At 58.3% G+C, this 25,234-nt stretch carries 27 protein-coding genes and 1 pseudogene; 13 read left to right on the forward strand and 15 right to left on the reverse strand.

The genetic code is table 11. The features are described from left to right. Positions 1 to 6: 6 nt before the first annotated feature. Positions 7 to 423, reverse strand: a complete 417-nt coding sequence (locus tag QVZ43_RS02705; protein WP_302908771.1) for a hypothetical protein — start codon at positions 421 to 423, stop codon at positions 7 to 9. A 61-nt stretch (positions 424 to 484) separates the two neighbouring features. Then, on the reverse strand, positions 485 to 937 hold the full coding sequence (locus QVZ43_RS02710) for a DUF4112 domain-containing protein (protein WP_302908772.1): 453 nt from the start codon (positions 935 to 937) through the stop codon (positions 485 to 487). Positions 938 to 1,121: 184 nt separating this feature from the next. Between QVZ43_RS02710 and QVZ43_RS02715 the strand changes: the two genes are divergently transcribed. The 3 genes from QVZ43_RS02715 (at position 1,122) to QVZ43_RS02725 (ending at position 5,128) form a co-directional block, all read left to right on the forward strand. Continuing rightward, entirely contained in the window at positions 1,122 to 2,339 is a 1,218-nt protein-coding gene (locus QVZ43_RS02715; protein WP_302908773.1) for a polyhydroxyalkanoate depolymerase, read from the forward strand. Between the two features lie 118 nt (positions 2,340 to 2,457). Continuing rightward, positions 2,458 to 3,201, forward strand: coding sequence for a 3-oxoacyl-[acyl-carrier-protein] reductase (gene fabG, locus QVZ43_RS02720; RefSeq protein ID WP_223794253.1), 744 nt, complete (start codon positions 2,458 to 2,460; stop codon positions 3,199 to 3,201). Between the two features lie 37 nt (positions 3,202 to 3,238). After that, on the forward strand, positions 3,239 to 5,128 hold the full coding sequence (locus QVZ43_RS02725) for a PHA/PHB synthase family protein (protein ID WP_223794254.1): 1,890 nt from the start codon (positions 3,239 to 3,241) through the stop codon (positions 5,126 to 5,128). Positions 5,129 to 5,155: 27 nt separating this feature from the next. Here QVZ43_RS02725 and QVZ43_RS02730 read toward each other — a convergent pair whose 3' ends face one another. Continuing rightward, on the reverse strand, positions 5,156 to 5,950 hold the full coding sequence (locus tag QVZ43_RS02730; RefSeq protein WP_302908774.1) for an SDR family oxidoreductase: 795 nt from the start codon (positions 5,948 to 5,950) through the stop codon (positions 5,156 to 5,158). A 143-nt stretch (positions 5,951 to 6,093) separates the two neighbouring features. On the opposite strand from QVZ43_RS02730, the gene QVZ43_RS02735 reads away from it, so the two are divergent. Next, positions 6,094 to 6,585: an MOSC domain-containing protein gene (locus tag QVZ43_RS02735; protein WP_302908775.1), complete on the forward strand. Its 492-nt coding sequence runs from the start codon at positions 6,094 to 6,096 to the stop codon at positions 6,583 to 6,585. A 43-nt stretch (positions 6,586 to 6,628) separates the two neighbouring features. Here the strand turns inward: QVZ43_RS02735 and QVZ43_RS02740 are convergent, their stop codons facing one another. The 3 genes from QVZ43_RS02740 to QVZ43_RS02750 form a co-directional block, all read right to left on the reverse strand. Continuing rightward, complete coding sequence (locus QVZ43_RS02740; RefSeq protein ID WP_302908776.1) at positions 6,629 to 7,624, reverse strand: NADP-dependent oxidoreductase; 996 nt, start codon at positions 7,622 to 7,624, stop codon at positions 6,629 to 6,631. 91 nt (positions 7,625 to 7,715) lie between these two features. Further along, on the reverse strand, positions 7,716 to 8,441 hold the full coding sequence (locus QVZ43_RS02745; RefSeq protein WP_302908777.1) for a J domain-containing protein: 726 nt from the start codon (positions 8,439 to 8,441) through the stop codon (positions 7,716 to 7,718). A gap of 46 nt (positions 8,442 to 8,487) precedes the next feature. Then, the gene (locus QVZ43_RS02750) at positions 8,488 to 9,189 is read right to left on the reverse strand and encodes a VWA domain-containing protein (RefSeq protein WP_223794259.1); all 702 of its coding nucleotides are present in this window, start codon (positions 9,187 to 9,189) and stop codon (positions 8,488 to 8,490) included. Positions 9,190 to 9,299: 110 nt separating this feature from the next. On the opposite strand from QVZ43_RS02750, the gene QVZ43_RS02755 reads away from it, so the two are divergent. Then, positions 9,300 to 10,100, forward strand: coding sequence for a hypothetical protein (locus QVZ43_RS02755; RefSeq protein ID WP_302908778.1), 801 nt, complete (start codon positions 9,300 to 9,302; stop codon positions 10,098 to 10,100). Between the two features lie 36 nt (positions 10,101 to 10,136). Here QVZ43_RS02755 and QVZ43_RS02760 read toward each other — a convergent pair whose 3' ends face one another. The 6 genes from QVZ43_RS02760 to QVZ43_RS02785 form a co-directional block, all read right to left on the reverse strand. Then, a complete protein-coding gene (locus QVZ43_RS02760) occupies positions 10,137 to 10,595 on the reverse strand; it encodes a GatB/YqeY domain-containing protein (protein ID WP_302908779.1) in 459 nt (152 codons plus the stop codon). A gap of 296 nt (positions 10,596 to 10,891) precedes the next feature. Continuing rightward, positions 10,892 to 11,653 (reverse strand): ABC transporter ATP-binding protein, encoded by a 762-nt coding sequence (locus tag QVZ43_RS02765; RefSeq protein ID WP_223794262.1) that lies wholly within the window; start codon positions 11,651 to 11,653, stop codon positions 10,892 to 10,894. 31 nt (positions 11,654 to 11,684) lie between these two features. Next, positions 11,685 to 12,446, reverse strand: coding sequence for an ABC transporter ATP-binding protein (locus tag QVZ43_RS02770; protein ID WP_223794263.1), 762 nt, complete (start codon positions 12,444 to 12,446; stop codon positions 11,685 to 11,687). A 2-nt stretch (positions 12,447 to 12,448) separates the two neighbouring features. Then, the gene (locus QVZ43_RS02775; protein ID WP_223794264.1) at positions 12,449 to 13,684 is read right to left on the reverse strand and encodes a branched-chain amino acid ABC transporter permease; all 1,236 of its coding nucleotides are present in this window, start codon (positions 13,682 to 13,684) and stop codon (positions 12,449 to 12,451) included. A 4-nt stretch (positions 13,685 to 13,688) separates the two neighbouring features. Beyond that, the gene (locus QVZ43_RS02780; RefSeq protein WP_223794265.1) at positions 13,689 to 14,723 is read right to left on the reverse strand and encodes a branched-chain amino acid ABC transporter permease; all 1,035 of its coding nucleotides are present in this window, start codon (positions 14,721 to 14,723) and stop codon (positions 13,689 to 13,691) included. 129 nt (positions 14,724 to 14,852) lie between these two features. Next, the gene (locus tag QVZ43_RS02785; protein ID WP_223794266.1) at positions 14,853 to 16,196 is read right to left on the reverse strand and encodes a substrate-binding protein; all 1,344 of its coding nucleotides are present in this window, start codon (positions 16,194 to 16,196) and stop codon (positions 14,853 to 14,855) included. Between the two features lie 300 nt (positions 16,197 to 16,496). On the opposite strand from QVZ43_RS02785, the gene ltaE reads away from it, so the two are divergent. Continuing rightward, positions 16,497 to 17,507: a low-specificity L-threonine aldolase gene (gene ltaE, locus QVZ43_RS02790; protein ID WP_302908780.1), complete on the forward strand. Its 1,011-nt coding sequence runs from the start codon at positions 16,497 to 16,499 to the stop codon at positions 17,505 to 17,507. Positions 17,508 to 17,558: 51 nt separating this feature from the next. Here the strand turns inward: ltaE and QVZ43_RS02795 are convergent, their stop codons facing one another. Continuing rightward, on the reverse strand, positions 17,559 to 18,875 hold the full coding sequence (locus QVZ43_RS02795) for an MFS transporter (protein ID WP_302908781.1): 1,317 nt from the start codon (positions 18,873 to 18,875) through the stop codon (positions 17,559 to 17,561). Between the two features lie 139 nt (positions 18,876 to 19,014). After that, entirely contained in the window at positions 19,015 to 19,197 is a 183-nt protein-coding gene (locus QVZ43_RS02800) for a hypothetical protein (protein ID WP_302908782.1), read from the reverse strand. Between the two features lie 183 nt (positions 19,198 to 19,380). Here QVZ43_RS02800 and QVZ43_RS02805 point away from each other — a divergent pair, with 183 nt between their 5' ends. Further along, a complete protein-coding gene (locus QVZ43_RS02805) occupies positions 19,381 to 19,584 on the forward strand; it encodes a hypothetical protein (RefSeq protein ID WP_302908783.1) in 204 nt (67 codons plus the stop codon). Positions 19,585 to 19,666: 82 nt separating this feature from the next. Continuing rightward, a pseudogene (locus tag QVZ43_RS02810) lies at positions 19,667 to 20,536 on the forward strand (patatin-like phospholipase family protein); the annotation flags it as partial. A gap of 25 nt (positions 20,537 to 20,561) precedes the next feature. Here the strand turns inward: QVZ43_RS02810 and QVZ43_RS02815 are convergent. Then, positions 20,562 to 20,921, reverse strand: coding sequence for a rhodanese-like domain-containing protein (locus QVZ43_RS02815; protein ID WP_223794272.1), 360 nt, complete (start codon positions 20,919 to 20,921; stop codon positions 20,562 to 20,564). 116 nt (positions 20,922 to 21,037) lie between these two features. Here QVZ43_RS02815 and QVZ43_RS02820 point away from each other — a divergent pair, with 116 nt between their 5' ends. The 5 genes from QVZ43_RS02820 (at position 21,038) to cls (ending at position 25,199) form a co-directional block, all read left to right on the forward strand. Next, on the forward strand, positions 21,038 to 21,973 hold the full coding sequence (locus QVZ43_RS02820; RefSeq protein ID WP_302908785.1) for a DUF6635 family protein: 936 nt from the start codon (positions 21,038 to 21,040) through the stop codon (positions 21,971 to 21,973). Between the two features lie 127 nt (positions 21,974 to 22,100). Next, entirely contained in the window at positions 22,101 to 22,769 is a 669-nt protein-coding gene (locus QVZ43_RS02825; RefSeq protein WP_302908786.1) for a glutathione S-transferase family protein, read from the forward strand. Positions 22,770 to 22,777: 8 nt separating this feature from the next. Continuing rightward, positions 22,778 to 23,380, forward strand: a complete 603-nt coding sequence (locus tag QVZ43_RS02830) for an NUDIX hydrolase (protein WP_302908787.1) — start codon at positions 22,778 to 22,780, stop codon at positions 23,378 to 23,380. 68 nt (positions 23,381 to 23,448) lie between these two features. Further along, positions 23,449 to 23,769 (forward strand): DUF3175 domain-containing protein, encoded by a 321-nt coding sequence (locus tag QVZ43_RS02835; protein ID WP_302908788.1) that lies wholly within the window; start codon positions 23,449 to 23,451, stop codon positions 23,767 to 23,769. A 17-nt stretch (positions 23,770 to 23,786) separates the two neighbouring features. Beyond that, complete coding sequence (cls, locus tag QVZ43_RS02840; RefSeq protein WP_302908789.1) at positions 23,787 to 25,199, forward strand: cardiolipin synthase; 1,413 nt, start codon at positions 23,787 to 23,789, stop codon at positions 25,197 to 25,199. Positions 25,200 to 25,234 lie beyond the last annotated feature (35 nt).

A 25,234-nucleotide genomic window follows, 5' to 3' on the forward strand; every position in this document is an offset into this window, starting at 1 on the left:
GTTCCATCAGTCGGAACGCCCCTTCAGAATCTTGGGCCGCCATAATGCCGTGCACAAAACGAGCGCAAAGGCCGCCAGCACAAACACCTTGTTCACAAACCAGTTGGTGCGCCAGATGGACCACTCCGGGTCAGCAAGAAACCGGGTGAACAGGGTAACGATAATCAGGATCTCGACAACCGACATACCGATTGCCAGAACCCGCGTGTATCTCGGTTGCCTGAGCAGGCTCCACGCCAGCCAGAGGTGGGCGAGCGGCCACAGATCCCAGTAGATATAGGTTGACCAGACTTCCCCGGTGGCCCATGCAAAACCCATCGGGAACAGGTATTTGATGAACAATGTCCAGGCCACGAGGATCAGAAACAAGTGCGCCAGAAAACTGATCCAGGGGCTCGGTGCGCTTTCGGGGGAGGTCATCATAACAGCAGTCCTGCCGTCCTGGTGAACTGAAATACGTCCTGCAGCCACGCCTGCCAGACGATTAAAAAATGAGTGTTAACCCGCCGGTAATAAGGGCAAACAAGAGGGACAATCCAATCACGGTTTTCCAAGGGAAAGGCGGTGGCGGCGGTTCGACCGACAGCTGCTCTTCCAGGTAGTTTTTCAGCAGCCGGGTGTTGCGGGTATTTGCCTTGAACACCGCATCAAAGCCATCCCCAACCACCGGCAACAAACCACCGAAAAAGTCGATGGCCATGTTGCGCAACATACGCAGCTTCACGTTTTTGCTGGCCCCGGTACGCTGCGCTTCAATCAAAACGTAACAGGCCAGCACCAGACCAGCCACATCACCCACCACCGGTACCAGACCAATCACCGCCTCGGCACCAATGGTGGTGCTGGTGAACGGTATTCGGATACTGCTGTCGGTAAAGCGGCTGAATTTTTCCAGCCGGGCCAGCGTTGCCCGTTGTTGCGCTTCAAGCTCTGACATAAATACCCCGCGATCCATCATGGGAAGCTTTGTTATATCACAACACCGAATGACACTCGTACCTTGCCTTAACTGTGATAGTGTATTTTGCTAAAGATAACCTTGGGACACGAACATCAGGTGTGCATGGGGCAACGGACTGGCTCGAAAATGCCGCATCCCAGAACTCTAGCAGGACCGTGCCATGATGTATTTCGCCCACGAGATGAGCCGCGCCGCGCTGATGCCCCTGCGCATGCTGACCGGTGCCCAGAGCCAGTTGCTTCGGCATCCGGACAGTCCCCTGTCCAATATCCCGGGAGCACGCAGCATCGCGTCCGCCTCCGCGGTCTTCGGAGACCTTACCCGCCGTTATCCAAAACCGGCCTTCAACCTGAACTCAACCGTCTGTGATGACAAACGGGTTGATGTGCAGGAAGTCATCGTCAAGCGCCATCCCTTTGCCCAGCTCAAGCATTTTCAACGCAGCACGGAGCGCCCGGATGGCCCGAAACTGCTGATCGTTGCGCCATTATCCGGGCACTTCGCTTCGCTGCTGAGAGGCACTGTCGAAGCCATGCTGCCGGATCATGATGTGTACATTACCGACTGGCGGGACGCCTGTCGCGTTCCAGTGACCATGGGCGACTTTGGCCTCGATGACTACATCGACTACGTCATCGATTTCATGGAACACCTTGGGCCGGATACCCACGTACTGGCCGTGTGCCAACCTGTGGTACCGGTGCTCGCAGCCACCGCCCTTATGGCGGAAGACGGCCATCCGGCAACACCCAGCTCTCTTGCATTGATGAGCGGTCCCATTGACGCTCGTATTGATCCCACCGAGCCCTGCAAGCTGGCCACCAAGCACAGCCTGGGCTGGTTCAAGCGTAACCTGGTTCATCCGGTGCCCGCGCCCTACCCCGGGGCGATGCGCAAGGTGTATCCGGGTTTTTTGCAGCTGGCCGGGTTCATAAACATGAACTTCGACCGCCACCTTGGCGCCTATCGTGAGCTGTTCAAATCGCTGCGCGCAGGTGACCATGACAAGATCAGCCGCCATCGGGAATTTTACGACGAGTACCTGGCGGTGATGGACCTGCCAGCCACCTATTACCTCGATACCATTCAGCGCGTGTTCCAGGAATTCCATCTGGCCCGGGGCTGCTTGCGGCACCGGGGCCGCCCGGTGAACCCGGCCGCCATCCGCAACACCGCCCTGATGACCATCGAGGGGGCAAAGGACGACATCTCCAGCCCCGGGCAAACCCGGGCCGCCCACGACCTATGTATAAATGTGCCCAGCGCCCGAAGGGTCCATCATATCCAGCAGGGTGCAGGCCACTACGGTGTGTTCAACGGACGCCACTGGCGGGAGGAAATTTCTCCAAAATTACGGACTTTCATCCGTTCTGCCTGACAACCCGGGGCTGGGCCGGTTTCTTGTGAGCCCACCGAAGCGCTGCTAACTTCAGAGTGATCATTTAACAAGAAAAATGATTACCCGGCAGACAGTCACATGATTCAAGGAGAGTATCATGCAAGACCTCAAAGGTAAGGTCGCCATCGTTACAGGCGCCTCTCGTGGTATCGGCCGACACATCGCCCTCCAACTCGCCCAGCGTGGCGCGGATGTTGCCATCAACTACCGATCGCGTCAGTCGGAAGGGGACGAAGTTGCCAGGGAGATTGAAGCACTGGGCGTCCGCTCCCTGGCCATCCAGGCGGACCTCTCGAAGATGCCGGAAGCCCGCAGCCTGGTAGATCAGGTCTATGACACCTGGGGCCGCATCGACATTCTGGTCAACAACGCCGGCATCACCCGTGACAAGTCCATGAAGAAACTCACGGATGATGACTGGAATGACGTGCTAGATACCAATCTCGGAAGCGTCTACGCCACCTGCTCCGAAGTGCTGAAAATCATGATGGAACAGAACTTCGGCCGGATCATCAATATCACCTCGTTCGTCGGTCAGGCCGGTAACTTCGGGCAGGCCAACTACGCGGCCAGCAAGGGTGGCATTATCGCGTTCACCAAGACCCTCGCACTGGAAATGGCCAGGTACAACATCACCGTCAATGCCATTGCCCCGGGGTTCACCGAAACCGAGATGCTTGAGCAGGTGCCTGAAAACATCCGCGAACAGATCATTGCCCGTATTCCCATGGGTCGCTTTGGCCAGCCGGAGGAAATTGCCCGCGCGGTGGTGTTCCTCGCAGCGGAAGGCGACTACATCACCGGCCAGCAGATCAACGTGAACGGCGGTGTCTACATGTAGTAAGGGGGTCGGTAACCCCGAAGCGGAGCGTGTGAGCATGTCCAAACAACCGGTAAAGACCACATCCGCGTCAGAGTTTGAGCCCAACGTCGTGCGACGCTCTGTCGCGCGGGCCGGGGCTCATGCCGGCCACCTGATCAAACGCTCCATCATGCGCCGGCTACGCGGCGCCCCGCCCAATCCGGCCAGCACCAAAAGCCTGGTCACACCCTTCGCCGTACTGACAGGCAAGCTCGCCACCCAGCCCGACACACTGCTGTTCGCCCAGATGCGCCTGGCCCGGGACGCGAGCAACTTCTGGATGAGTTTGCTGACCAGCAGCATCGGCAACAAGCCACTGCAGGTGGCGGAACCCGAGCCCGGAGACGGGCGGTTTCGCGACCAGGCCTGGAACGAAACTATGGCCTTCAACGCCATCAAACAGGCCTACCTGCTATACAACCGCTGGCTCATGGACACCATTGATGATGTTCGGGGGCTGGACGATCACACCCGGCACAAACTGCACTTTTTCATCGGACAGATGACCGATGCCATGGCCCCGAGCAACTTCATCCTGAGCAACCCGGAGGTACTGCGTGCCACCCTCAAGACCCGGGGCAGGAACCTGCTTCGTGGCATGGCCAATCTGCTGAGAGACCTGGATGAGGGAGAGGGCCCGATGCCTTTCCGCATGTCCGACCCGGATGCGTTTGCCGTGGGTGACAACCTGGCCAACACACCGGGGGACATTATCTTCCAGAACGATCTGATGCAGCTCATCCAATACCGGCCAACCACCGAATCGGTGCACCGCCGGCCCTTGCTGGTCATCCCGCCGTGGATCAACAAGTACTACATTCTGGATCTGGGCGAGCGAAAGTCGTTCATCCGCTACTGGGTCGAACAGGGCCACACGGTCTTTGTCGTTTCCTGGGTGAACCCCGGCCCGGAACTGGCCAACAAGGGCTTTGAAGACTATATGCTCGAGGGACCGGTCGCCGCCATGGACGCCATCGAACGCGCTACCGGCGAGCGAGAGGTCAACACCGTGGGCTACTGCATTGGTGGCACCCTGCTGGGTTGCACGCTGGCCTGGCTGGCCGCGCGGGGCGATGATCGGGTCAAGAGCGCGACCTTCCTCAACAGCCTGATGGATTTCTCGGACGTCGGGGACCTGAAGGTGTTTATCGACGAAGACGCCATCCGGTCCATCGAAAAGGCCATGGACAAGCAGGGCTACCTTGATGGCTCTTCTATGGCCATCGCCTTCAACATGCTCAGGGCCAACAGCCTGATCTGGTCTTTTTACATCAACAATTACCTGCTCGGACGGGATACTGCCCCTTTCGACCTGCTTTACTGGAACTGCGACACCACCCGCATGCCTGCCGCCATGCACAGCTTTTACCTGCGTAACATGTACCTGGAAAACCGGCTGAAAGAGCCTGGCGGAATTGAACTGGCGGGCACCCCGATTGATCTGGGCAAGGTGACTATACCCTGTTACTTTGCCTCGGCTATTGAGGACCACATCGCGCCCTGGACCTCCTGCTACCGGGGCTCCCGAAACCTGGGTGGGCCGGTGCGATTTGTTCTCGGCGGCTCCGGGCACATTGCGGGTATCATCAACCCGCCGGACAAGAAAAAGTACGGATACCGGGTGAACGAGGACACGGATCTGGATACCGAGTCCTGGCTCAAAGGAGCGAAGCAGTTTGAGGGTTCCTGGTGGCCCGACTGGGTCGAATGGGCCGAAGCCTTCGGCGGTGGCGAGGTGAAAGCTCGAACCGCAGAGCAAGGTCATCTGCCGGTGATTGAGCCGGCACCCGGTGCCTATGTTAAGAACCTGCCGGCACCGCCTGCGCCGGCGATCAGAAAACGCCCTCAGCGCGAGCGCAAAAAAGCGACCACCCAGAAAGCGGCGCCTGCAAAAGTAACCCAGTAGGTGCCGCTATCTGGATGTCAACGATACTCAGGCCCGGGCACGAACGATCCGGAACAGGGCTTCCGGCGCGGCTCGTTTGATCCAGAGCGCGGCCATTTCCTTGCCCTTGCCCACCGGGATTTCCCGCTTTTTCGCCTGAAGGCCTTTGAACACCACCTCGGCGCACTCGGTCACGTCCATACCGCCGGCGATATCCTCATCCACTTTGCCGAAAGCTGAGCCATCGCCAGCCAGGGCGTTGCGAGAGATATCCGTTCGAATAAAACCAGGTACAATGGTGGACACATGAATACCCTGGCCTTCCACCTCGGCCCGCAGGGCGTCAAAGAAGCCCATGACCGCATGCTTGGCAGCACAGTACCCCGTTCGCTGGGGGACACCAACCTTGCCGGCCACACTGGCTGTTACCGCTAGATGTCCGGAGCCCCGCTCCAGCATGTGAGGCAACACTGCCTTGGTCAGCGCGATCTGCCCCATCACATCCACGTCCATCAGTTTCTGGTACACCGCCATGTCGGTGTCCTTGCACAGGGAGCGCTGGGAAACCCCGGCGTTGTTCACCAGCAGATCGATGGTGCCGAAAGTATCCAGCACGGTCTGAACCGACGCGGGCAAGGAAACCCAGTCGGTCACGTCCAGGGGTAGCACCAGCACGCTGTCTTCCGACAGGCCGGCATCACAGCAAAGACCGGCCACCCGTTCCAGTTCCTCTTTGCGTCGGGCGGAGAGCACGACACGGGCACCATCCCTTGCGTATTGAATGGCCAGGGCTTCGCCGATGCCAGAGGAGGCGCCGGTAATCCAGACGGTTTGAGCGGGCATGTTAGTTCCTTGTTTGTTGTTTAACGTATCAAAGCAAACGAGCAGTCCATCGCAATGAAGGTTACGGAGAGCGCGATGAGAAAAGGGTAACAGATAACCTGTCTGCCCTGATGTTTCAAGCACTTAAAACAGAGCGAGCAACCATGTCAGATAAGTCCTCACTTCAATCCCTGCTGGACACCCTGCCCCAGTGCGGGCGCGTCGAGTGGATCGGCATCCGCCCGGCCCAGGGCGAAACGATGACCACCCCCAATCAGGTCGCCGTCACCCCGGGCAAGGGCCTGGAAGGTGACCGGTTCAAAGGCCGGGAAACCAGTAAGCGGCAGGTGACCCTGATTCAGCAAGAGCACCTGCACGCCATCGCCTCCTGCCTACAACGTGAGGCTATCCCGCCAGAAGTGTTCCGGCGCAACATTGTGGTCTCGGGTCTGAATCTTCTGGCACTGAAAGGGAAACGCTTCCGGGTCGGCAGCGTGGTGCTGGAATACACCGGCCTGTGCCATCCCTGCAGCAAGATGGAGACGGCCCTGGGGCCTGGCGGCTACAACGCCATGCGGGGGCACGGCGGTATCACAGCCCGCGTGGTGGAAGGGGGTGCACTGGCCATTGGCGATGCCGTGCAGATATGCCTCTGACGCATTGCAGGCCAATGCGCCAGCGAGAGCGGTAAAGCTCGCCCTAGAGCTTTACCATCAACTTGCCCTTGTTGTCCCCGGTCAGGAACAACCCCAGCCCGCTCATGGCCGATTCCAGGCCTTCCAACACATGCGCACGGTATTTGATCTGTCCCTTCTGAACGTAGGGGGTGAGTTTGGCCTGCAGTTCTTTGGTTTTGTCCCAGTGATCCGGCATGGTAAAGCCCTGTATGGACAAGCGCTTTTTGATGATGCGCATCCAGTTGGGACCGGGGCGCGGATTTGCCGAAGTGTAATCCGCAATCAGGCCGCACACCACGATGCGACCATGAGCATTCATTCGCTCAAACACATAATCCAGGATTGGGCCACCGGTGTTCTCGAAATACACATCGATACCGTCCGGAGCCAATTCATCCAGCTTTGCCCCCAGATCATCGGTCTTGTAATTCACCGCACCGTCAAAGCCGAGTTCGTTGACAATCCAGTCCGCCTTTTCGTCCGTGCCGACCACACCAATAACCCTGAGTCCATCGGCCTTGGCCAACTGCCCGACGATGGAACCGACAGAGCCGGCAGCACCGGACACGACCAGCGTCTCCCCCGCCCTGGGATGGCCATAGCCATACAGCCCCTGCGTGGCAGTCAGCCCCGGCAGGGCAAAGACCGCAAGAACCATTTCCGGTGGCAACGACTTGTCCACCTTGTTCACGCCCGTGCCATCGGTCAGAACCATCTCCTGCCAGCCAAACAACCCCATGACCTGATCACCCTCGTTGAAGTCCGGGTGCCTGGAAGCGATCACCTCGCCGATGCCCGACGAGCGCATGACATCGCCAAGCTCGACCCGGGGAATGTAGCTGTCGGTGTCCTCGCTCATCCAGCCCATCATGGCCGGATCCAGGGACATATAGGTTTGCCGGATCAGAAACTCGCCTTCAGCAGGCTCTGGAACGGTTTTCTCCTCCACCTCGAACAGCTCCGGCCCGATGGATCCTTCAGGCCGCTTCACCAGTTTGATTGCTTTGTAGGTGCTCATGTCAGATATCTCCTGTAATCGAGGATGGAATCGCCGCTTGACGTGACCTGCGCGCCTGCCTGCAGACAGGCAAACGGCAGGGCGTGAACCCTCAGCCTAGCAGGCGCAGCTTCGCTTCGTTGATGCGGGCAGCCAGATAGTTGCTGCCGCCGTGATCGGGATGGACTTTTTGCATCATCCGTCGATGGGCCTGGATGATCTCTTCCCGGCTGGCACCGGGCTCCAGACCAAGAATATCCAGCGCTTCGCTTTCCGTCAGATTCGCGCTGCCATTACCTCTGTCAGTGGACCCGCCCTCTTCCGTGCCTCCGCCGCTCCCGGCGTCATCGTCAGCGCGCCAGGAGTCACCGAACCGCCGATCGAGATAGGTTTCCAGAAGTCGGGCGGAGTCCTCATCCTGCGTGCGGCAGTACCTGAGCAACTCCAGAAATTCGCTTTCGCTCAGATCCGCCAGCACCCTGCCGGCCATGGGGCCCTTCAGGATCTTGCCCGTCATGGATCCGGAGTCATGATCCAGGGTCATTTCAAGAATGTCGCTGGAAACCTGCGACTGTCGGCCGGTTTTTGCCTGACCATTGTCATCGGATGCCAGACTCGCCAACCACGAGGGAAACATTTTTCTCAGCAGGGGATACAGTAACGCCAGCAGGGCAAACACGAAATGCAGACGACCGGTCGCGGCCAGCAATACCACGATGAAGATGCCAACCACCAACGTCAGTTTCATGATGGCCGGCTTGCGCTGACTGGCCGGCATGCTGCGCAGCCAGACCCAGGCAATAAATCCCAGGCCAATTAGCAGTAACGTCAGTGGCACTCACACTCCTTGGTCTTGGTCGGTCATCAATGGATGGGCAACGGCGTTATCGGATTTGCCGGGTCAGACGTTTGACCTCTGCAGAGCTGCGGCTGGAAAAATCCTCCAGCGCCTTGGCACCCCCGGAAGCATAGACCGCCACTGCGGCCATAAGATCCTTCAGAACCTGAGGGCTGTTGCGGTCAAACGGAGCATAGGCTCCCCCAGAAAGCTTGCTCACTTGCTGAAACACCGCTCGGGCATGGGGATCGCCGCCTTCGTGAAACATGAACACCGGCGTTCTCAGCATACCCAGCTCTCCCGCGCTGTGGCACAGCTCATCCACCGGTTCCTCGCAACAATCCCCGATAAACACCACTGCTCTGACCGGCTCAACGCGGGTTTCTTTCACCGCATGGGCGAGAACACGGCTAATCTGGGTGCGGCCGCCCCGACAGGAAACCCCGTTCATCAGGTTCAGCAACTGGCCGGTCTCGGTCACAAAACCCGTTGCTTTGAATTCACGGAAGCCCCGGTAGTAGGCGAGCTGAATAGCGAGCCCTCCGAGATCACGGGTGGCCAGGAACAGCTCACTCTGCAAGTGGCAGGCCTGATCCCAGGTTGCCTCGCGACTGGCGGTGGCATCCAGGGCAAAGATCAGTCGCCCCCGACTTCCGCCGCCGGCCTGCGTGGGCAGGTTGCGAACCTGTTGGATAAACTGATCAATAGATTGTTTATCGGATCTGGTGCGAAGCTCTTTGTCGGACATAGGCGTCTGGAATCCGTTTGGGCTGACCACGTTATGGCTACAAGCGTAGGGCAAAGACCATGCAATTCACAGGGTGGCGGACTTGCTCGCATCTGTCTCAAGGTGTTCTTTTGCTCACCGCCCTGGCTCTGCCGGTAGCCGCTCACACGTCTGACGACTTTTATCTGCTGTACCGCCAGTGGCAGCCCTACGACTGGCCGGTCGATGAGCCCTCGGCAACCGAAGTCACCCGCTCCCAGCGAGGCGTTGGCTGGCGCAGGGAGGTTACCTGGGGAGACATTGGGCTTGACTACGATTACCAGCCCCTGCGCATCCGCACCGGAGAACCGGCCCACAATGGTCATCTGCACCGACTGACTGTCGATGGCCAGTGGCAGCACCGGCGCTTTCGCGTGCAGGCCAGGGCTGGCGTCGCCGGCACCTCCAACATGTTCAAATACAGGGACTTTCACAGCGACGTGATCAACGGGCGAGTTGCCTTGTTACGGTCCGTCGGCCGGCACTCGCCGGTGAGTCTGGGGATTGGCGGCGATCACCGCTTCGGGTCCTTCCGGTGGCTGCCCAGACTGCGTTGGGAAGATACCAGCAAGACCGGTCACTGGCTGGTGGACCTCCCGGTTTTGCTGCGCTGGCAGGGCCCCGGGAACCGCTGGGTGTTCCGGGTAGGACGAGACGGTGATCGCTGGGCCACGCTCGACAAAGCACGGGCGGTGGAGAGCTCGCTCTATCTGCGGGAATGGCGAGCCGAACTGAGCTACCGGATCCGCCCGGGCAGGGATGCATGGCCAGCCCTGGAGCTCGGGATTGGCGCGAGCGCGGATACCCGCGTTCGCTATCAGGACTTGCAGGCGGGTACCCAGGATGTCCGGTTGGGGGATGCCCTTCTGGGCAGTATCAAGCTCAACTGGTAGGCCGAGACATCCATTGCGGATGAACGACCGGGTCGGTTATCGACCTGCCAACACCGCCCGAACCTTTTTGCTCAACTGCCCCATATCAACCCGGCCGGTGACCTGGGGGCGCAGCTCGTTCATCACACGTCCCATGTCCTGCATGCCCTGGGCGTCGGTGGCGCTGATGGCTGAACGAATCAGCCCTTCCAGCTCCTCATCACTGAGGGCCGCCGGCATGAACTCTTCAATGATCGCCATTTCCGCCCGTTCCTTATCGGCCAGTTCCTGGCGTCCGGCATCGTCGTACTGGCTGGCTGCATCACGGCGCTGCTTAAGCATTTTGTCCAGCACCTTCAGCACGTCGTCGTCCCCCAGCTCCCGCCGCTCATCAACCTCAATCTGTTTCACCGCAGCCTGTGCCATCCGCAGCGTGACAAGTCGATCTTTCTCCTTGTTCCGCATGGCATTTTTTACCGCGTTATTCAGCTGATCCTTAAGTGTTGTGTCTGTCATGGTGGGCCTCCCGTTGCATGAATGAATAGCCCTGTAGAATGCAGTAAATAAGATTAATTACAAGGCAATACCACCATGATCGATTTCCGCAGCGGACATCATTGCCCGCCCTTCCATTGCCATGCGCGAGGCCAGCGCCGCAGCAGGCAACAGCGTCTATGCCGAACATTGCTTTTCTGAGGATTTCGTTTCGAAAGTGAAGGCAATCGATGGGCCACACTCGATGAGGCCCGGGAGGTTGAAGACACGCAGTGTCTGCGGGAGTGGACTATGAAGCTGCCCCACTGGGGCAGCCATCAAATGGCCAGATAGTCCTGCCGAAGCTGCTCGTTCTCCAGAACCTCACTCGCAAGACCGTCAAACACCACCTGACCGGACTCCAGAATGACTGCCCGGTCCGCCAGCTTCAGTGCTGCAATCGCGTTTTGCTCGACGATGACGGTAGTCATCCCCAGCGACTTGATTTCTTTCAGCGTACGTTCGATTTCCTGCACTATGATGGGAGCCAGCCCCTCGTATGGCTCGTCCAGCAGTAATAGCTTGATATCCCGGGCCAGCGCCCGACCGATGGCCAGCATTTGCTGCTCACCGCCCGACAGGGTGGTGCCCTCCTGATTACGCCGCTCGCCCAGGCGGGGAAACAGTTCGAAGATCCGATCAATGGACCAGCCGGAAGGCGGTGCCAGCTGAGCCAGCTTCAGGTTTTCCAAAACGCTCAGGCCGGGAATGATGCGACGATCTTCGGGAACGAGAGACAGGCCACTCTGAGCCGCCTGGTAGGCTTTCATGGAGTGTAATGGCTGATGATCCAGCCAGATTTCGCCATGAGTAACCATGGGAGAATCCGCCCGGGCGATGGCTCGCAGGGTCGAGGTTTTCCCAGCCCCGTTTCGCCCAAGCAACGCGAGGATTTCCCCCTCATGGATATTCATCGTTACGCCCTGGACGATGTAGCTTTCTCCGTAATAGGCGTGCAGGTCCCAAACCGAAAAATAGGCAGGTTTTGCTGATTCGGAGCTGGACTGATGAGTAACATGGGTCGCCGATTGTTCCGCCATTATTTCCATTCCTTCGCTGTAAGCACGATATTCACTCCGACTCCGCCGTGCCCAGATAGGCTTCCTGAACCTCGGGGTGGCCTTTGATCTTGTCAGGGTAATCCTCCACAATCACATGCCCCTGTGACAGCACGCTGATCCGGTCAGCTAGGCTGAACACGACGTGCATATCATGCTCGATGACGACGAACGTGATGTTGTGGGCCTCATTGATGGTTTTCAGCAAATCAATGGTGTTATTGGTGTCGGATCGCGACATACCGGCCGTCGGCTCATCCAGCAGCAACAGTTTGGGCTGCTGGACCAGACACATCGCCATCTCAAGCCTTCGTTTGTTGCCACGAGACATAGCAGACGCGGTGTGGTGACGCTCATCAATCAACCCCACATCCTGGAGTATCTTCTCGGCCTGCTCGCGTATGGAGGTCTCCCTGGCCAGGGACTTGAAGGGCGAGAGATGAAACGCGCCGTCCCGATGTGCAAAGGCCGGAATCATCACGTTTTCCAGAATGCTTAACTCGGAGAACACCTCCGGCGTCTGGAACACACGGCTGATGCCCGCCTGGTTGATCTGGTACGGAGCCAGCCCCAGCAGGCTTTTGTTGTTGAACATGACCGTGCCGGTGTCTGGCAACAGCTTGCCGATAAAGCAGTTCAACAACGTGGACTTGCCCGCACCGTTCGGTCCGATGATGGCATGGACGGTGTTCTGTTGAATCGACAGATTGACGTCATCCAACGCCAGAAGACCGCCGAAGTGCTTGCTAACACCCTTTACTTCGAGTATCCCCACGATTAAGACTCCCTCGTGTTGACGGAACGGTGCGACACTTCTTCAGCCGGGGTGACGCCATCCGCGGGGCCGGTGTCACTCTGAGAGGCGCCGGTTTTACGGGACTGCCACAACCGCACAACCAGATTCATCAACCGACCAGCACCTTCCACCAGGCCACCGGGCAGAAAAATCACCACCAGCATGAAAATCAACCCCAGGGAGATATGCCAGCCGCTGCCCAGGAATGGCGAAACCACAGCGACCAGTACATCCGTCACGCCCTCTGGTAATGCCGAGAACCACCCCTCAACCACGGATTCGTTAATGCGGCTGAAAATGTTCTCGAAGTACTTGATGATGCCGGCACCGAGTACCGGCCCAATTAACGTCCCGGCGCCCCCCATAATGGTCATCAGTACCACCTCACCCGAGGCGGTCCATTGCATGCGCTCTGCCCCCGCGAGAGGATCCATACAGACGAGCAAGGCACCCGCCAGCCCCGCATACATGCCGGAGATGACAAAAGCCGTCAGCGCATAGGGCCGGGAGTTGAAGCCCGTATAGTTAAGCCGGGTCTGATTGCTTTTGATCGCCCTCAGCATCATCCCGAACGGCGACCGGAATATGCGCAACGACAGGTAGAACATGCCTATCAGTATCAGCGCGCTGACATAAAACCCGACGTTAAACTGCAAATCCATTCCGAGAAACGGCACGACCGCCGTATCGGACATTTCAAACCCGAATAAAGAGGGCGATGCCACCTGGCCGGACTCACTGGCGCCATCCAGAATCCGGGGGTCATCGAGCTCGAGTTGCAGCCCGGTTTCGCCGTTGGTGATGGGGGTCAATACCGAGTAGGCCAGGTTATAAGACATCTGAGCGAACGCCAGCGTCAGGATCGAAAAATAGATCCCGGACCGCCGCAACGAGATATACCCTATCAATAGCGCGAACAGGCCCGACACCACGACAGAAAAAATAATAGCGGGCACGATGTTGACGCTGAGCAACTTCAGCATCCAGATCGCGGAGTAGCTGCCTACGCCCAAAAACGCTGCATGGCCAAATGACAGGTAGCCGGTCAAGCCAAACAGGATGTTGAAACCAATGGCAAAGATGCCGTAGATGACGAACCGCTGCATCAGGTCCGGGTAACCGGCCCCCACCGGCGCCAGAATCAGCGGCCCGGCCAGCACCAGAATGGTGAATACAATCATCAGAGTTCGGTCGCTGGTATGTGGCGTTTTCAACATAACATCAAGTCTCCATTACGCCTTTGCGCCCCATGAGTCCACGGGGACGGGTCAGCAGAATAATGACTGCCACCAGGTAGATGATGACCTGATCAATCGAAAATCCGAACAGGAAAGCTTTCACCTCCGGCATGGAAGCGAAGCTCTGCAGAATGCCCAGCAGAAAACCCGCCGCCACCGCACCAGCCAGCGAGCCCATACCGCCAACGACCACCACCACAAAGCACAACACGAGGAAGTCCATGCCCATGTGGTAATTTGGCGACAGGATCGGGGTATACATCACGCCCGCCAAACCGGTGACAACAGCAGCCAGACCAAACATCGCCGTAAACCGTTTGTCGATATCGATACCCAGTAAACCAACGGTTTCCCGATCGGCCATGCCAGCCCGCACCACCATGCCGAAGGTGGTGTAGCGCAAAAACGCAAAAATACCGCCGATAACGACGACCGCGAACAGAAAATACACCATCCGCCAGATTGGATAGAGCACAGAATTTTCCGTCATACCGATCAACGCCCCGACATCAATGGAGCCGACAAAGGCCTCCGGTGCCGGCTGGGGAATCGGGTTGGCACCGTAAACGGACTTGATCACCTCCTGCAGCACAATGGCCAAGCCGAAGGTAACCAGGATCTGATCCGCATGGGGGCGCTTGTAGAAGTGCTTTATCAGGCCGCGCTCCATCACGATGCCAAGCAACAGCATCACGGGAATGGCAAACAGAATGGACCAGAACACCGAGTAATCGATCATCATCGCGCCGAAATCACCGAACCAGAGCTCGACATACGGAGTCTCGATTTCCAGTGGGGTACCCCAGGGACTCACTTCGGTCTCGGAAATCGTAACTTTCTCGTAGGACAACAGATTGTTGAATGTGACTGTGCAGAATGCACCAATCATGAAGAGAGCACCGTGGGCGAAATTCACCACGCCCAGGGTGCCAAATATCAAGGTCAGCCCCAACGCGATCAATGCATAGGCACTGCCCTTATCGAGCCCATTCAGTATTTGCAGAAGGATGGCATCCATCGGTATTTACCTTGTCTAACAACAGGCGTCTGTAGTGGGACAGACATAACAAGACCGGGCTGTCGGAGAGGCGCACTGGCCAGGGACGGCCAGTGCGCTACTTAACAGAGGAAGCCCAGGTGCCTGAAATCAGGCGCCTGGATTACACTTGCCGAGTGAGCCACCGGCAAACATCGGATGGTCTGGCTCGTAGGTGACCTTGTCTGCAGAGGTCACATTGACTACCTCTAGCAGGTCAAACTCCGACGATGGATTTTCCTTACCGCGAACCACGAGTACATCCTTGAAGCACTGATGGTCCTCGGCGCGATAGAGCGTCTTGCCATTGCCCAGGCCGTCAAACTCATAGCCTTCCAGCGCCTCTACGATGGCACAGGGGTTGAAGCTGCCCGCTCGTTCGGCGGCATCGGCGTACAACAGGGTTTGCACATAACAGGTATGCGCAGCCTGCGACGGGGGCTGGCCATATTCTTTACCAAAGGATTCGACAAACGCCTTCGAGCCCTCATCCTGCAACGACCAATGCCAGTTGGTAGACCCGAAAATGCCTTTCACGGAGTCTCCGGCACCACGAGCCATGAGGCGGGAATACAGCGGTACAACAATTTCGAATTGCTTGCCGTTGACCATCTTCTCACGCAGGCCGAATTGAACCGCATTGGTCAATGAGTTCACCATGTTGCCGCCATAGTGATTCAGGATCAGCACGTCCGCTCCGGAGTTGGTCACTGGCGCAATATAGGACGAGAAATCCGTTGCCGACAGAGGCGTACGAACGGTATTCACGGTTTCCCAGCCGAGTTCTTCAGTCGCCGCCATCATGGACTGTTCCTGAGTCCAGCCCCAGGTGTAGTCCGCAGTCAGATGGTAGGCTTTGCGATCATTCCCATAGTGCTCGGACAACACCGGCGCCAGCGCCGCAGCCGACATGTAGGCGTTGAAGAAATGTCGGAAACCATTGGCTTTTCTATCTTTGCCGGTGGTGTCGTTGGAGTGGGTCAGACCGGCCATGAAAATGACACCCGCGTCCTGGCAAAGCGACTGAACAGCAACTGCGACCCCGGAAGAAGAGCCGCCGGTAATCATGATGGCACCGTCTTTTTCAATCATTGCACGGGCAGACGCACGAGCCGCGTCCGATTTGGTCTGGGTGTCGCCGGTGACGTATTCGACCTTCCGGCCGAGAATACCGGTGCCTTTGAGCACCTGCGATGAAAACGTCTTCAGCATGCCACCGTCGCCTTCACCGTTAAGATGCTTGACGGCCAGTTTGTAGGCACGCAACTCATCGGCACCCTCATCGGCATAAGGGCCGGATTGAGGAACGTTGAATCCAAGTACCACGCTGCCTGAACCGGGTTCATTGGTGTAGGCACTGGCGGCTCTGGTAAAGATTGTTGGGGCAACAAGTCCAGCGCCGAGAACAGCGCTGCCTTGGAGGAACTTTCGGCGGTTCAGATAATAATTTGACATGTGCTTCTCCTTGGATTGTTCTTGTTCTTTCCTAGCTGAACACCACTGACGCTTTTTTAAACAGGTGTCCCCATAGATTCAAGTTCACAGAGGTTGGTCAAATAAGCAACAAAAGCTCACCAAATTTACAACCAATGTCTAATAGCGAGGGATCGCCAATTCACACTTTCAATCGATTGAAAATGCAAGCTGTGTGACGCCTGGAAATTCAGGTCCGAGTCCATCCTGTCTCCCGGCTTCCCTCCTGCCGCCTGCCCTGTAGAATGCAGCAAATCAGATCCATTACATGGCAGTACTCTCATGCTTGATTTTCGCAGTGACACCGTTACCCGCCCTTCCCGAGAAATGCGCAATGCGATGGCCCACGCCGAGGTCGGGGATGATGTCTATGGTGACGACCCGACCGTGAACAGCCTGCAGGCCTTTGCCGCCGAGCGGTTCGGTTTCGAAGCCGCCCTGTTTACCGCAACCGGAACCCAGGCCAACCTGCTGGCGATCATGAGTCACTGTGGCCGCGGCGACGAATACCTGTGCGGCCAGTCGGCCCACAATTACCGCTATGAGGGCGGTGGCGCCGCGGTGCTGGGCAGCGTGCAACCGCAGCCGATCGAGAACGAGCCGGACGGAAGTATCTGCCTCGACAAGGCCCGCGCTGCCATCAAAGCCGATGACTTTCATTTCGCGGTGACTCGCCTGCTCTCTCTGGAAAACACCATTGGCGGCCAGGCACTGTCCCTCGACTACCAGCGCGATGCCCGTGCCTTCTGTGACAGGCACGGACTGCTGCTGCACCTGGACGGCGCCCGGGTGTTCAACGCCGCAGTGACATCCAACTGCGACGTGACCGAGATCACCCGACACTACCATTCAGTCAGCGTGTGCCTATCGAAAGGCCTGGGCGCGCCGGCGGGGTCACTTCTGCTGGGCTCGAAGGCTTTTATCGACCGCGCGACACGTCTGCGCAAAATGGTGGGTGGCGGCATGCGCCAGGCAGGCATTCTGGCGGCGGCCGGGCGAATTGCGCTGGAGCTGGGTCCACTCCGTCTGCAGGACGACCATGAAAACGCTGCTTATCTGAGCACTGGCCTTTCGGAGATTCCGGAGCTGGAAGTTAACCCAGCCAGCACCCAGACCAATATTGTCTATGCCCGCTGCCGGGCCGGCAGAGCCGGACAGCTGCGCGATTACCTCGCCGAGCGCAACATCCTGATCAATGCCGGTGACCCGATCCGCTTCGTCACCCATCTGGATGTGAACCGGCAGGATGTCGACACGCTGATTGATACCGTCCGCCGGTTCTACCGCGCCTAGTCACGATCAAGCACTACGCAGCTGAGTGCTGCCCCTGGGCTCAAACGAACGTCAGCGGGCGGTATCGGCGGGTTCAGGCAGTGCCTCCTCGTCAACGCCAGGACGCTCTTCGTCGTCTGTGTCATAGGTATATGGTTCGCCTTCCTCATCCTGCAGCTGGTAGTCGTACGCCGCCTGGAGGCCCGTTTCTTCCTCCTCAGGCTCGTCCGTGCCGAAGTCGATGTAATGGGGATAAAGCGGTGACAGAAGTGCCACCACAATGCCAATAACAGAAAAGGTCGCAAACGCACTGCTGTACCCCAGGTTGTCCACCAGCGTACCCACCAGAGGGGAACCTGATGCCTGCCCCAGCGACACCGCCATGAACGGCAGAACGGGGCCCATGGACAACCGCCCGGGCAATAACCGAATGCCCGTCATCAGGTACAGCCCGGTCAGGCTCATATAGGCCAGACCAAACACCAGTGCCGAAAACGCCGCCAGTACAATCTTTCCCGGCGTTGCCGCCAGCAAGGCCAGACTGGCGGCCAGCATCATCAGCATCAGCGCCTGGGTTATTGGCGGGTTGTTTCGATCCGCCAGGTCAGCCACCACCGCGCCCCCCAAACCGGCAATCCCCACCGCCAGCCAGAGCCAACCGGTTTCGCTGTCGGGCAGTTCGCCCAGGTTCACCACCAGATCGGGCGCAAAGATCCAGTACGCGGAGGAAATGAATCCCATGGCGAAGGCGAACAGTGACAGTCTGAGAAGACGCCACCACTGCAGGGCGCTGATCGGTGCTGGTGGTGCCGCGTCCGATGGCGTCACCCGGGAGACCGATGGAATGATAAACCAGGCTGCAATCATGCCGATGAAAGCCAGCGCCGCAAATGCCAGGTAGGCGGAGCGCCAGATACCGGCCATGAACAGAACCGCCGGCACAGCCAGGGCAACCCCCACGCTGGTACCGGCGTTCATGATGGAGCTGACCCGCCCATGCACGGAACGATCCACCAGCACCTGCATCGCGGCCGACAGAGCCGGCATCATCAGCCCGGTGCAGATACCGCAGGCAAACACTCCCAGACCGAGGGAAACCGCACCGGTCGCCTGACTGATCAGCGCCAGCCCGGCAACGCCAAAGCCACTGGACAGCACCGCCGCGTTGCGTGCCCCCAGGCGAATCGCCAACCAGGGCGCCACCAGTGACGCCAGCAGAAAGCTGATGAGTGGCAAAGCACCAATGATACCGATCAGGTAGGGCGTCAATTCCAGGTCATTTCGGATAGGCGGCACGAACAGGCCGAAAGCGAAGCGGGCCAGGCCAAAACTGATCGCGGTCAGCGCCGCTCCAAACAGGGCAAATCCGATGTTTGAAACCGACTTCACGATGTCGCCTCCGGGGCTGGGTATTTGTATTCCAGTCTCCCGAGCCTAGAAGCTGCATACTCTCACTTCAAACACACCGGGCCGATGCGTAAGGCCGAACCTTTCGCACGCCGCATTGTCGGCACCGACACTCCCGAGCCTAGCCCAAGTAGTGATGCAGCAACTGCAACACCAGAATCAACATGATCATTGGAATGAACCAGCGGGTAAGATGGCCGTAATTCTTTGGCTCGCCCCCCTTGGCCGCAAACTTTTCCAGCAATGGAATAATGACGATCAGCGTCAGAAACAAAATCGCCAGAATCGTCAGCAAGGTACCCATGGCCAGCCCTCCCTACCGTCGGCCCGGAATTCAGTCTGACACTAAAGCTGCATTGGTCCCCCGTCAAAAATGCGTGCAGTGTGCCGGGCATTTTTTTGCGCTTCTGCGGCATCGTTCCTTGAATTCCGGGGCCTTACCAAGCAGCCTGTCCGCAACACCAGCAGTAGACTGACATACCCCTCTATGGACACCGCATTACTGGTTTCGGGGCTGATCTTCAGCGCCATTGGCATCGGATACTTTGTTTACGGACGGCGCCAGGACAACATGGCCGCGCGCTGGAGCGGCCTTGCGCTGGTTCTCTATCCCTACCTGATGACCGATGTCTACACCATGGTGGCCGTGGGCATCAGCCTTATGTTGCTTCCAAGGTTTGTTGACCTGTAGGAATCTTTTAGAATTGACTCAAGGTGCTTTTCTTCGCAATGGCAAAAGGCTCTCGAACATGACGTTCAATCCGTTTAATACCCGAATTGGTCTGGCGCTAGGCGGCGGTGCCGCCAGGGGTATTGCTCACATTGGCGTGTTGAAGGCCTTCGAAGAAGAGCAGATTCCGATCCATTGTATTGCGGGCACCAGCTCAGGCGCGCTGGTCGCCAGTTACTACGCCTTTGGCCGCCCGATCGACTCGATCCTCTCCATCGGTTCGACCCTGAACCTGTCCAAAATCACCAAATTCACCCTTGAGCGTGGTGGCCTGTTCAGCACCAAGCCTATCCGGGAAATGATCCTTCGGGACCTCGGGGATTGCCGCATCGAAGACGCCCATATTCCCCTGGCGATCTGCGCCACGGATATCGAAACCGGAGAGCAGCTGATCTTTCGCAAGGGAAATCTGGCGGACGCTGTCTGTGCCTCCATGGCCGTGCCGGGGTTGTATGTTCCGGTTGAAATCGACGGCCGGACACTGGTGGACGGCGGACTGGTCGAGAACGTTCCGATTTCGCCGTTGGCGAGCATGGGCGCAGGCATCACCGTGGCCGTGGACCTGAGTCACGTCAGCCGGTACCCGAAGCCGGAAGACACCTTCGATGTCATCAGCAACGCCATCAATATCGGCATCGACTTCAACACCCGCAAGCAGCTTAAAAAGGCTGACATCGCCGTACCGCTGGATTTGAGCCGCTACAGCCTGACCAACAATGCCAAATGCGTGGATGACCTGGTCATGGAAGGCTACTACCCGATGAAGAAAAGGATCGGTCGGCTGCTCTGGTACAAGCGAATGAATGTCTTTATCAATCTGGTCAGAACGGCAAAAGACCTGCTGCCGCTTAAAGTGCCGGAGATCATCAAGGACCTGAAACGCCAGGCCCAAGCGGTTCGTCATCGGAGCTGAACGGACTGCGTATATCGAAAAGACCTCAAGCAACCCCAAAATGTGTAATCAGCTCATCGCAACTGCAGTCGATGATACTGACGTTACGGAAGCCCATGTGCTTCAGGGCCGCGGCAGACAGCGCGGCGCGTCCTCCGGTGGCACAGTGCAGGAGGATGAGGCGGTCCGGATCCGTGGTGTGATCGGTGATCTTCATTTCCAGCACACCGCGGGGAATATTGATTGTGCCGGCGGCACGCTTCTCGGCCACTTCACCGGGCTCACGCACATCAATCACCAGCGCATTGCTGCTTTCGGAAAGCAGGTCTTTGGCCGCCTGGGGTGTAAGGCAATGCAGGGAGGACTTGGTGTCTGCGACGATTTCCTGCAGGTTTTTCAAACTCATGATGCGTTACTCCTGTTTGACCGGTGGTCCGGCCATGTCAATTAGGGTCTAATGAGCCAGACATTCACTTGCCGATAAATACGCGCACTATGCCCGCTGTTGCACCACCCCCGCAAATGATCTCAGAAGCAGAAATAGCGCTGGCTATCCGCTCAGGCGTGGAGCGCTACTTCGATGATTGCAGCGCGAGGGTTCCCGGGTTTATCGACCGCCATTTCCGCCTCCCCGGAGCAATCGCCACCAACCAGAAGGCACTGGGCTGGGACCTGCTGCGGGCACCGGTCAACCTGCTCTGGGCTCCGGTGTACGCCCTGGCATGCCTGATAAAAATCCTGACACGTGGGCAACCCGGCATGAAATGGCTGTCGAGACTGGCCGCTCTTGCACCGGCCGGGTTCACTACCCGGGTGCAGCAGCACATCTCTGACCTGATTCTGGTAGAACTGCTGAACAACGATCAGCAAGACCAATTGCTGGAGCGTTATCTGATTGAGGCGCTGGAAGAAGTCTACGACCGCCATACCCGTGAGCCGGTGGATCATCAGCAATTCAGCTCGCTGGTTGAACCTCTGGTGTCGGACGCACTGAGTCAGTACCGGGTGACCCGTACAGCCTCTGCAGACATCACCAACAGCATCTCATGCACCGTACTGGGGGCATTTGCCTTCCAGAAGTTTACCCCCGGCGGGATTGGCATTGGCATGGTGCTCTCCGCCATGGTGGCGAAAGCCTTGGCAGCCCGGGACTTCATCCTGGGCGAAACCATCGGTGGCTGGTATTACGACCTGTTTCCTCCCGAGCCGTCATTCCTCACAACCGCCCTGACGGTCGTCGGAGTCATGGCAGTTCTGGCAGTGTTTGCCGCCTTTTCCGGCATGATCACCGATCCGATTCAGGCGGCCGTCGGTTTGCATCGCCGCCGCCTGAACAAGCTGCTGGATCACCTTCAGCAAGACTTCGCAAAAAACACCCAAAGCAGCTTCCGCCCGAAAGACCAGTTCGTTGCGCGGGTTATGGATGCTTTTGACATGATCCGCTCGGGATTGCTGTAGACAGCTGCCTCCGCCCTCGCTTTTCTATCTAAAAAAGCGACTCAAAGCACACGGAAAGTGAACCGAACAATCATTTGCAGCCTACCCTTCTAACTACCCCATTCATTCGATGCAAAGGGAGTTCTGCATGATTACCGTTCACCACCTCAACAATTCCCGTTCACAGCGAGTGCTCTGGATGCTGGAAGAATTGGGGGTGCCTTACGAGATCCAGCGTTACGAACGTGATCCTAAAACCATGCTGGCGCCCGAGAGCCTCAAGAAGGTCCATCCGCTCGGCAAATCCCCGGTGATCACCGACGGAGATCTGACCGTGGCCGAATCGGGCGCCATTATCGAATACCTGGCCCACACCTATGGCAAAGACACCATGCTGCCACCCAGTGGCAATCAGGCCTGGCTGGATTACACATACTGGCTGCATTACGCTGAGGGTTCACTGATGCCGCCGCTAGTGATGCGCCTGGTTTTTGAAAAGGTGAAAACCAGTCCGATGCCGTTCTTCATCAAACCCGTGGCCAAGGGTATTTCCGATAAAACCAACCAGATGTTCATCGGCCCCATGATCAAAACCCATCTGGACTTTATCGAGTCCCATCTTGCTGAGAACACCTGGTTCCTGGGGGACAACCTGAGCGGGGCGGATATCCAGATGAGTTTTCCGCTGGAAGCGTCCGTGGCCCGTGGCATCGTCGGCGACAGCAGGCCTCACATCACCGCCTGGGTCGAACAGGTGCATGCACGGCCAGCGTACAGGCGGGCCCTTGAGAAAGGCGGCGACTATGAGTTTTCCTGAGCAGCCCCTTGGCACACGGTGAACACCAACCCGCAGCGTCCAGTCGCTGGCGCCTGCGCCCCCGGGAGATCCCCTTCCGGCGCCGCCTGACCCGGGCTGCCGTCGCATTAATCTATCGTCGGACAGACCACGGCGGCACTGAGTTGCTGTTCATCCAGCGCGCCCGCCGGGAAGGCGATCCCTGGTCCGGCGACATGGCCTTCCCTGGCGGCCGCCTGCAACCGGAGGACGCCACGCCCCGCGCGGCCGCCGAACGGGAAACCCTGGAGGAAACCGGTATTGACCTGGTGCGTCATGGCCGTTTCCAGGCCCGCCTCTCTGACCTGCTGACCCGTCACCACAGCCGCTGGCGTCCCATGGTGGTCACGCCCTACGTTTACGAATGGAAAGGGCCAAAAGCCGTTACGCTCAACCATGAAGTCGAGACATTGGTCTGGGTTCCTCTCGACTACCTGGCGGACAAAGAGAACCAGAGTAAACGTCCCTGGCGCACACCGCTGGGTACCCTGAATATGCCCTGTTGTCGATATCAGGAGTACTGCATCTGGGGGCTGAGCTATAGCATGTTGCAGGAGTTACTCGCGCAACCTCTTACGCAACCCCGGCAGTAACCCCTTCTTTCCCCGCTTATCTGCTACGTTTTTAGAGACAATGCTCGCGCTTCGACGGGAGGCAGGTTTTGGACAAACCTGAACGCTGGTCGCAGAAGGTGACCGATTCCAGCGATGCCCTGGAGCTGGAGAGTGGCGTCTTTACCCTTGACGATCCCCGGGATATCGCACGTTACCTCAAGCGGTCCGCTGAACAGAGCAAACGCCGTAAATCCGATCCCTACCGGTCGGCCATGTCGATGCTGACGTTCTATATCAATCGAGCTGGCAAGCAACTTTCGGCCGAACAAAAGGAACGGCTCGAGGCGGCCAAGGACGAATTGCGCGTCCTTTTCGGAAAACCTCGCAAAGGGCCTGTCCCAGCGCCAAGGACGGATTCCAGACAATGAAACTCACAAGGAAGGGTATGATTGGCCTACTCGTAACAGGCTTCTATGCCATGGGCATCATCATGGCGCTGCATGCGGCCCTGACCACACGGACATCAACGGGTGCGGTGGCCTGGACCCTGTCCCTCGTTACTATGCCATTCGTCGCGGTTCCCGCGTACGCAGTGTTCGGCCGGAACCAGTTCGAGGGCATGGCCGATGCCTACGAAGAGAGGGCCAATGAGATCGACCCGATCCTGGATGGGTATCGCGAGTTGCTCGGCCCGTGGACGGTACCCAGGAGTGAGGCACCGTCCTGGTATAACGCCGTTCACCAACTGGCAGAGTTTGGCCTGGTCCGAGGCAACACGGTGGAATTGCTGATCAATGGGGAGGCCACCTTCGACAGCATCCTCAGGGGCATCGCCGAGGCAGAGCGGTATATTCTGTTCCAGTTCTACATGATCCACGACGATGGACTGGGAAGGCGGGTGAAAGACGCACTGGCCGAGCGAGCGCGGGCGGGCGTCAAGGTTATGGTGCTCTACGACGAAGTGGGCAGTTCCCGCCTGACCGAAGCCTACCTGGCCGATATGCAGGCCGCCGGTATTCAGGTCAGCTCATTCAAACCCAACCAGGGTGTCGGGAACCGGTTCCAGCTCAACTTTCGCAATCACCGGAAAATGGTGGTGGTCGATGGTCGCACAGCCTGGGTCGGTGGCCACAATGTGGGAGACGAATATCTGGGGCTGGACCCGGACTTCAGCCCCTGGCGCGATACCCACGTCAAAATCGAAGGGCCGGCCGCGATACAGGTCCAGCTGACGATCCTCTGGGACTGGTACTGGGCCACCCGGGAACTTCCGGAACTGGTATGGACGCCGACACCTGTCACCAACGCTGACCAGCAGGTGATGATCCTGCCCACTGCCCCAATCGGCCATCTGGAAAAAGCCAGCCTGTTTTTTGTCTCCGCACTGAGCGCTGCCCGCGAGCGAATCTGGCTGTCCGCCCCCTATTTCGTGCCCGACGAAGCCGTCATGAAAGCACTGCAACTGGCCGCCCTCCGGGGCGTCGACGTGCGGATCATCACCACCGGCAAGCCCGACAGTTGGCCCGTCTACCTGGCAGCTTTCCACTACATCGAGGAACTGCGCGGACTCGGCATTCGCTTCTACGCCTACCAGCCCGGGTTCCTCCACGAAAAGGTAGCGCTGATTGACGATCGCATCTCCAGTGTCGGCACCCACAACTTCGACAACCGGTCCTTCCGCCTCAACTTTGAGGTGGCCGCGGTGATTGTCGATGAGGGATTCGCCCAGCAAATGGAAGCCATGTTCGAGCAGGACTTCGACCACGCCGAGCCGATCGACCCGGAGAGTCTGGAAGATCGCCCGCTCTGGTGGCGGCTCGGGGTGAAACTATCGAGGCTGGCCGCCCCGGTGCTGTAAGTGAAAAAGTGGTGTAAGCAACTGAAATCCTGCCA

Source organism: Marinobacter suaedae, assembly GCF_030519635.1.
Classification (GTDB): Bacteria; Pseudomonadota; Gammaproteobacteria; order Pseudomonadales; family Oleiphilaceae; genus Marinobacter; species Marinobacter suaedae.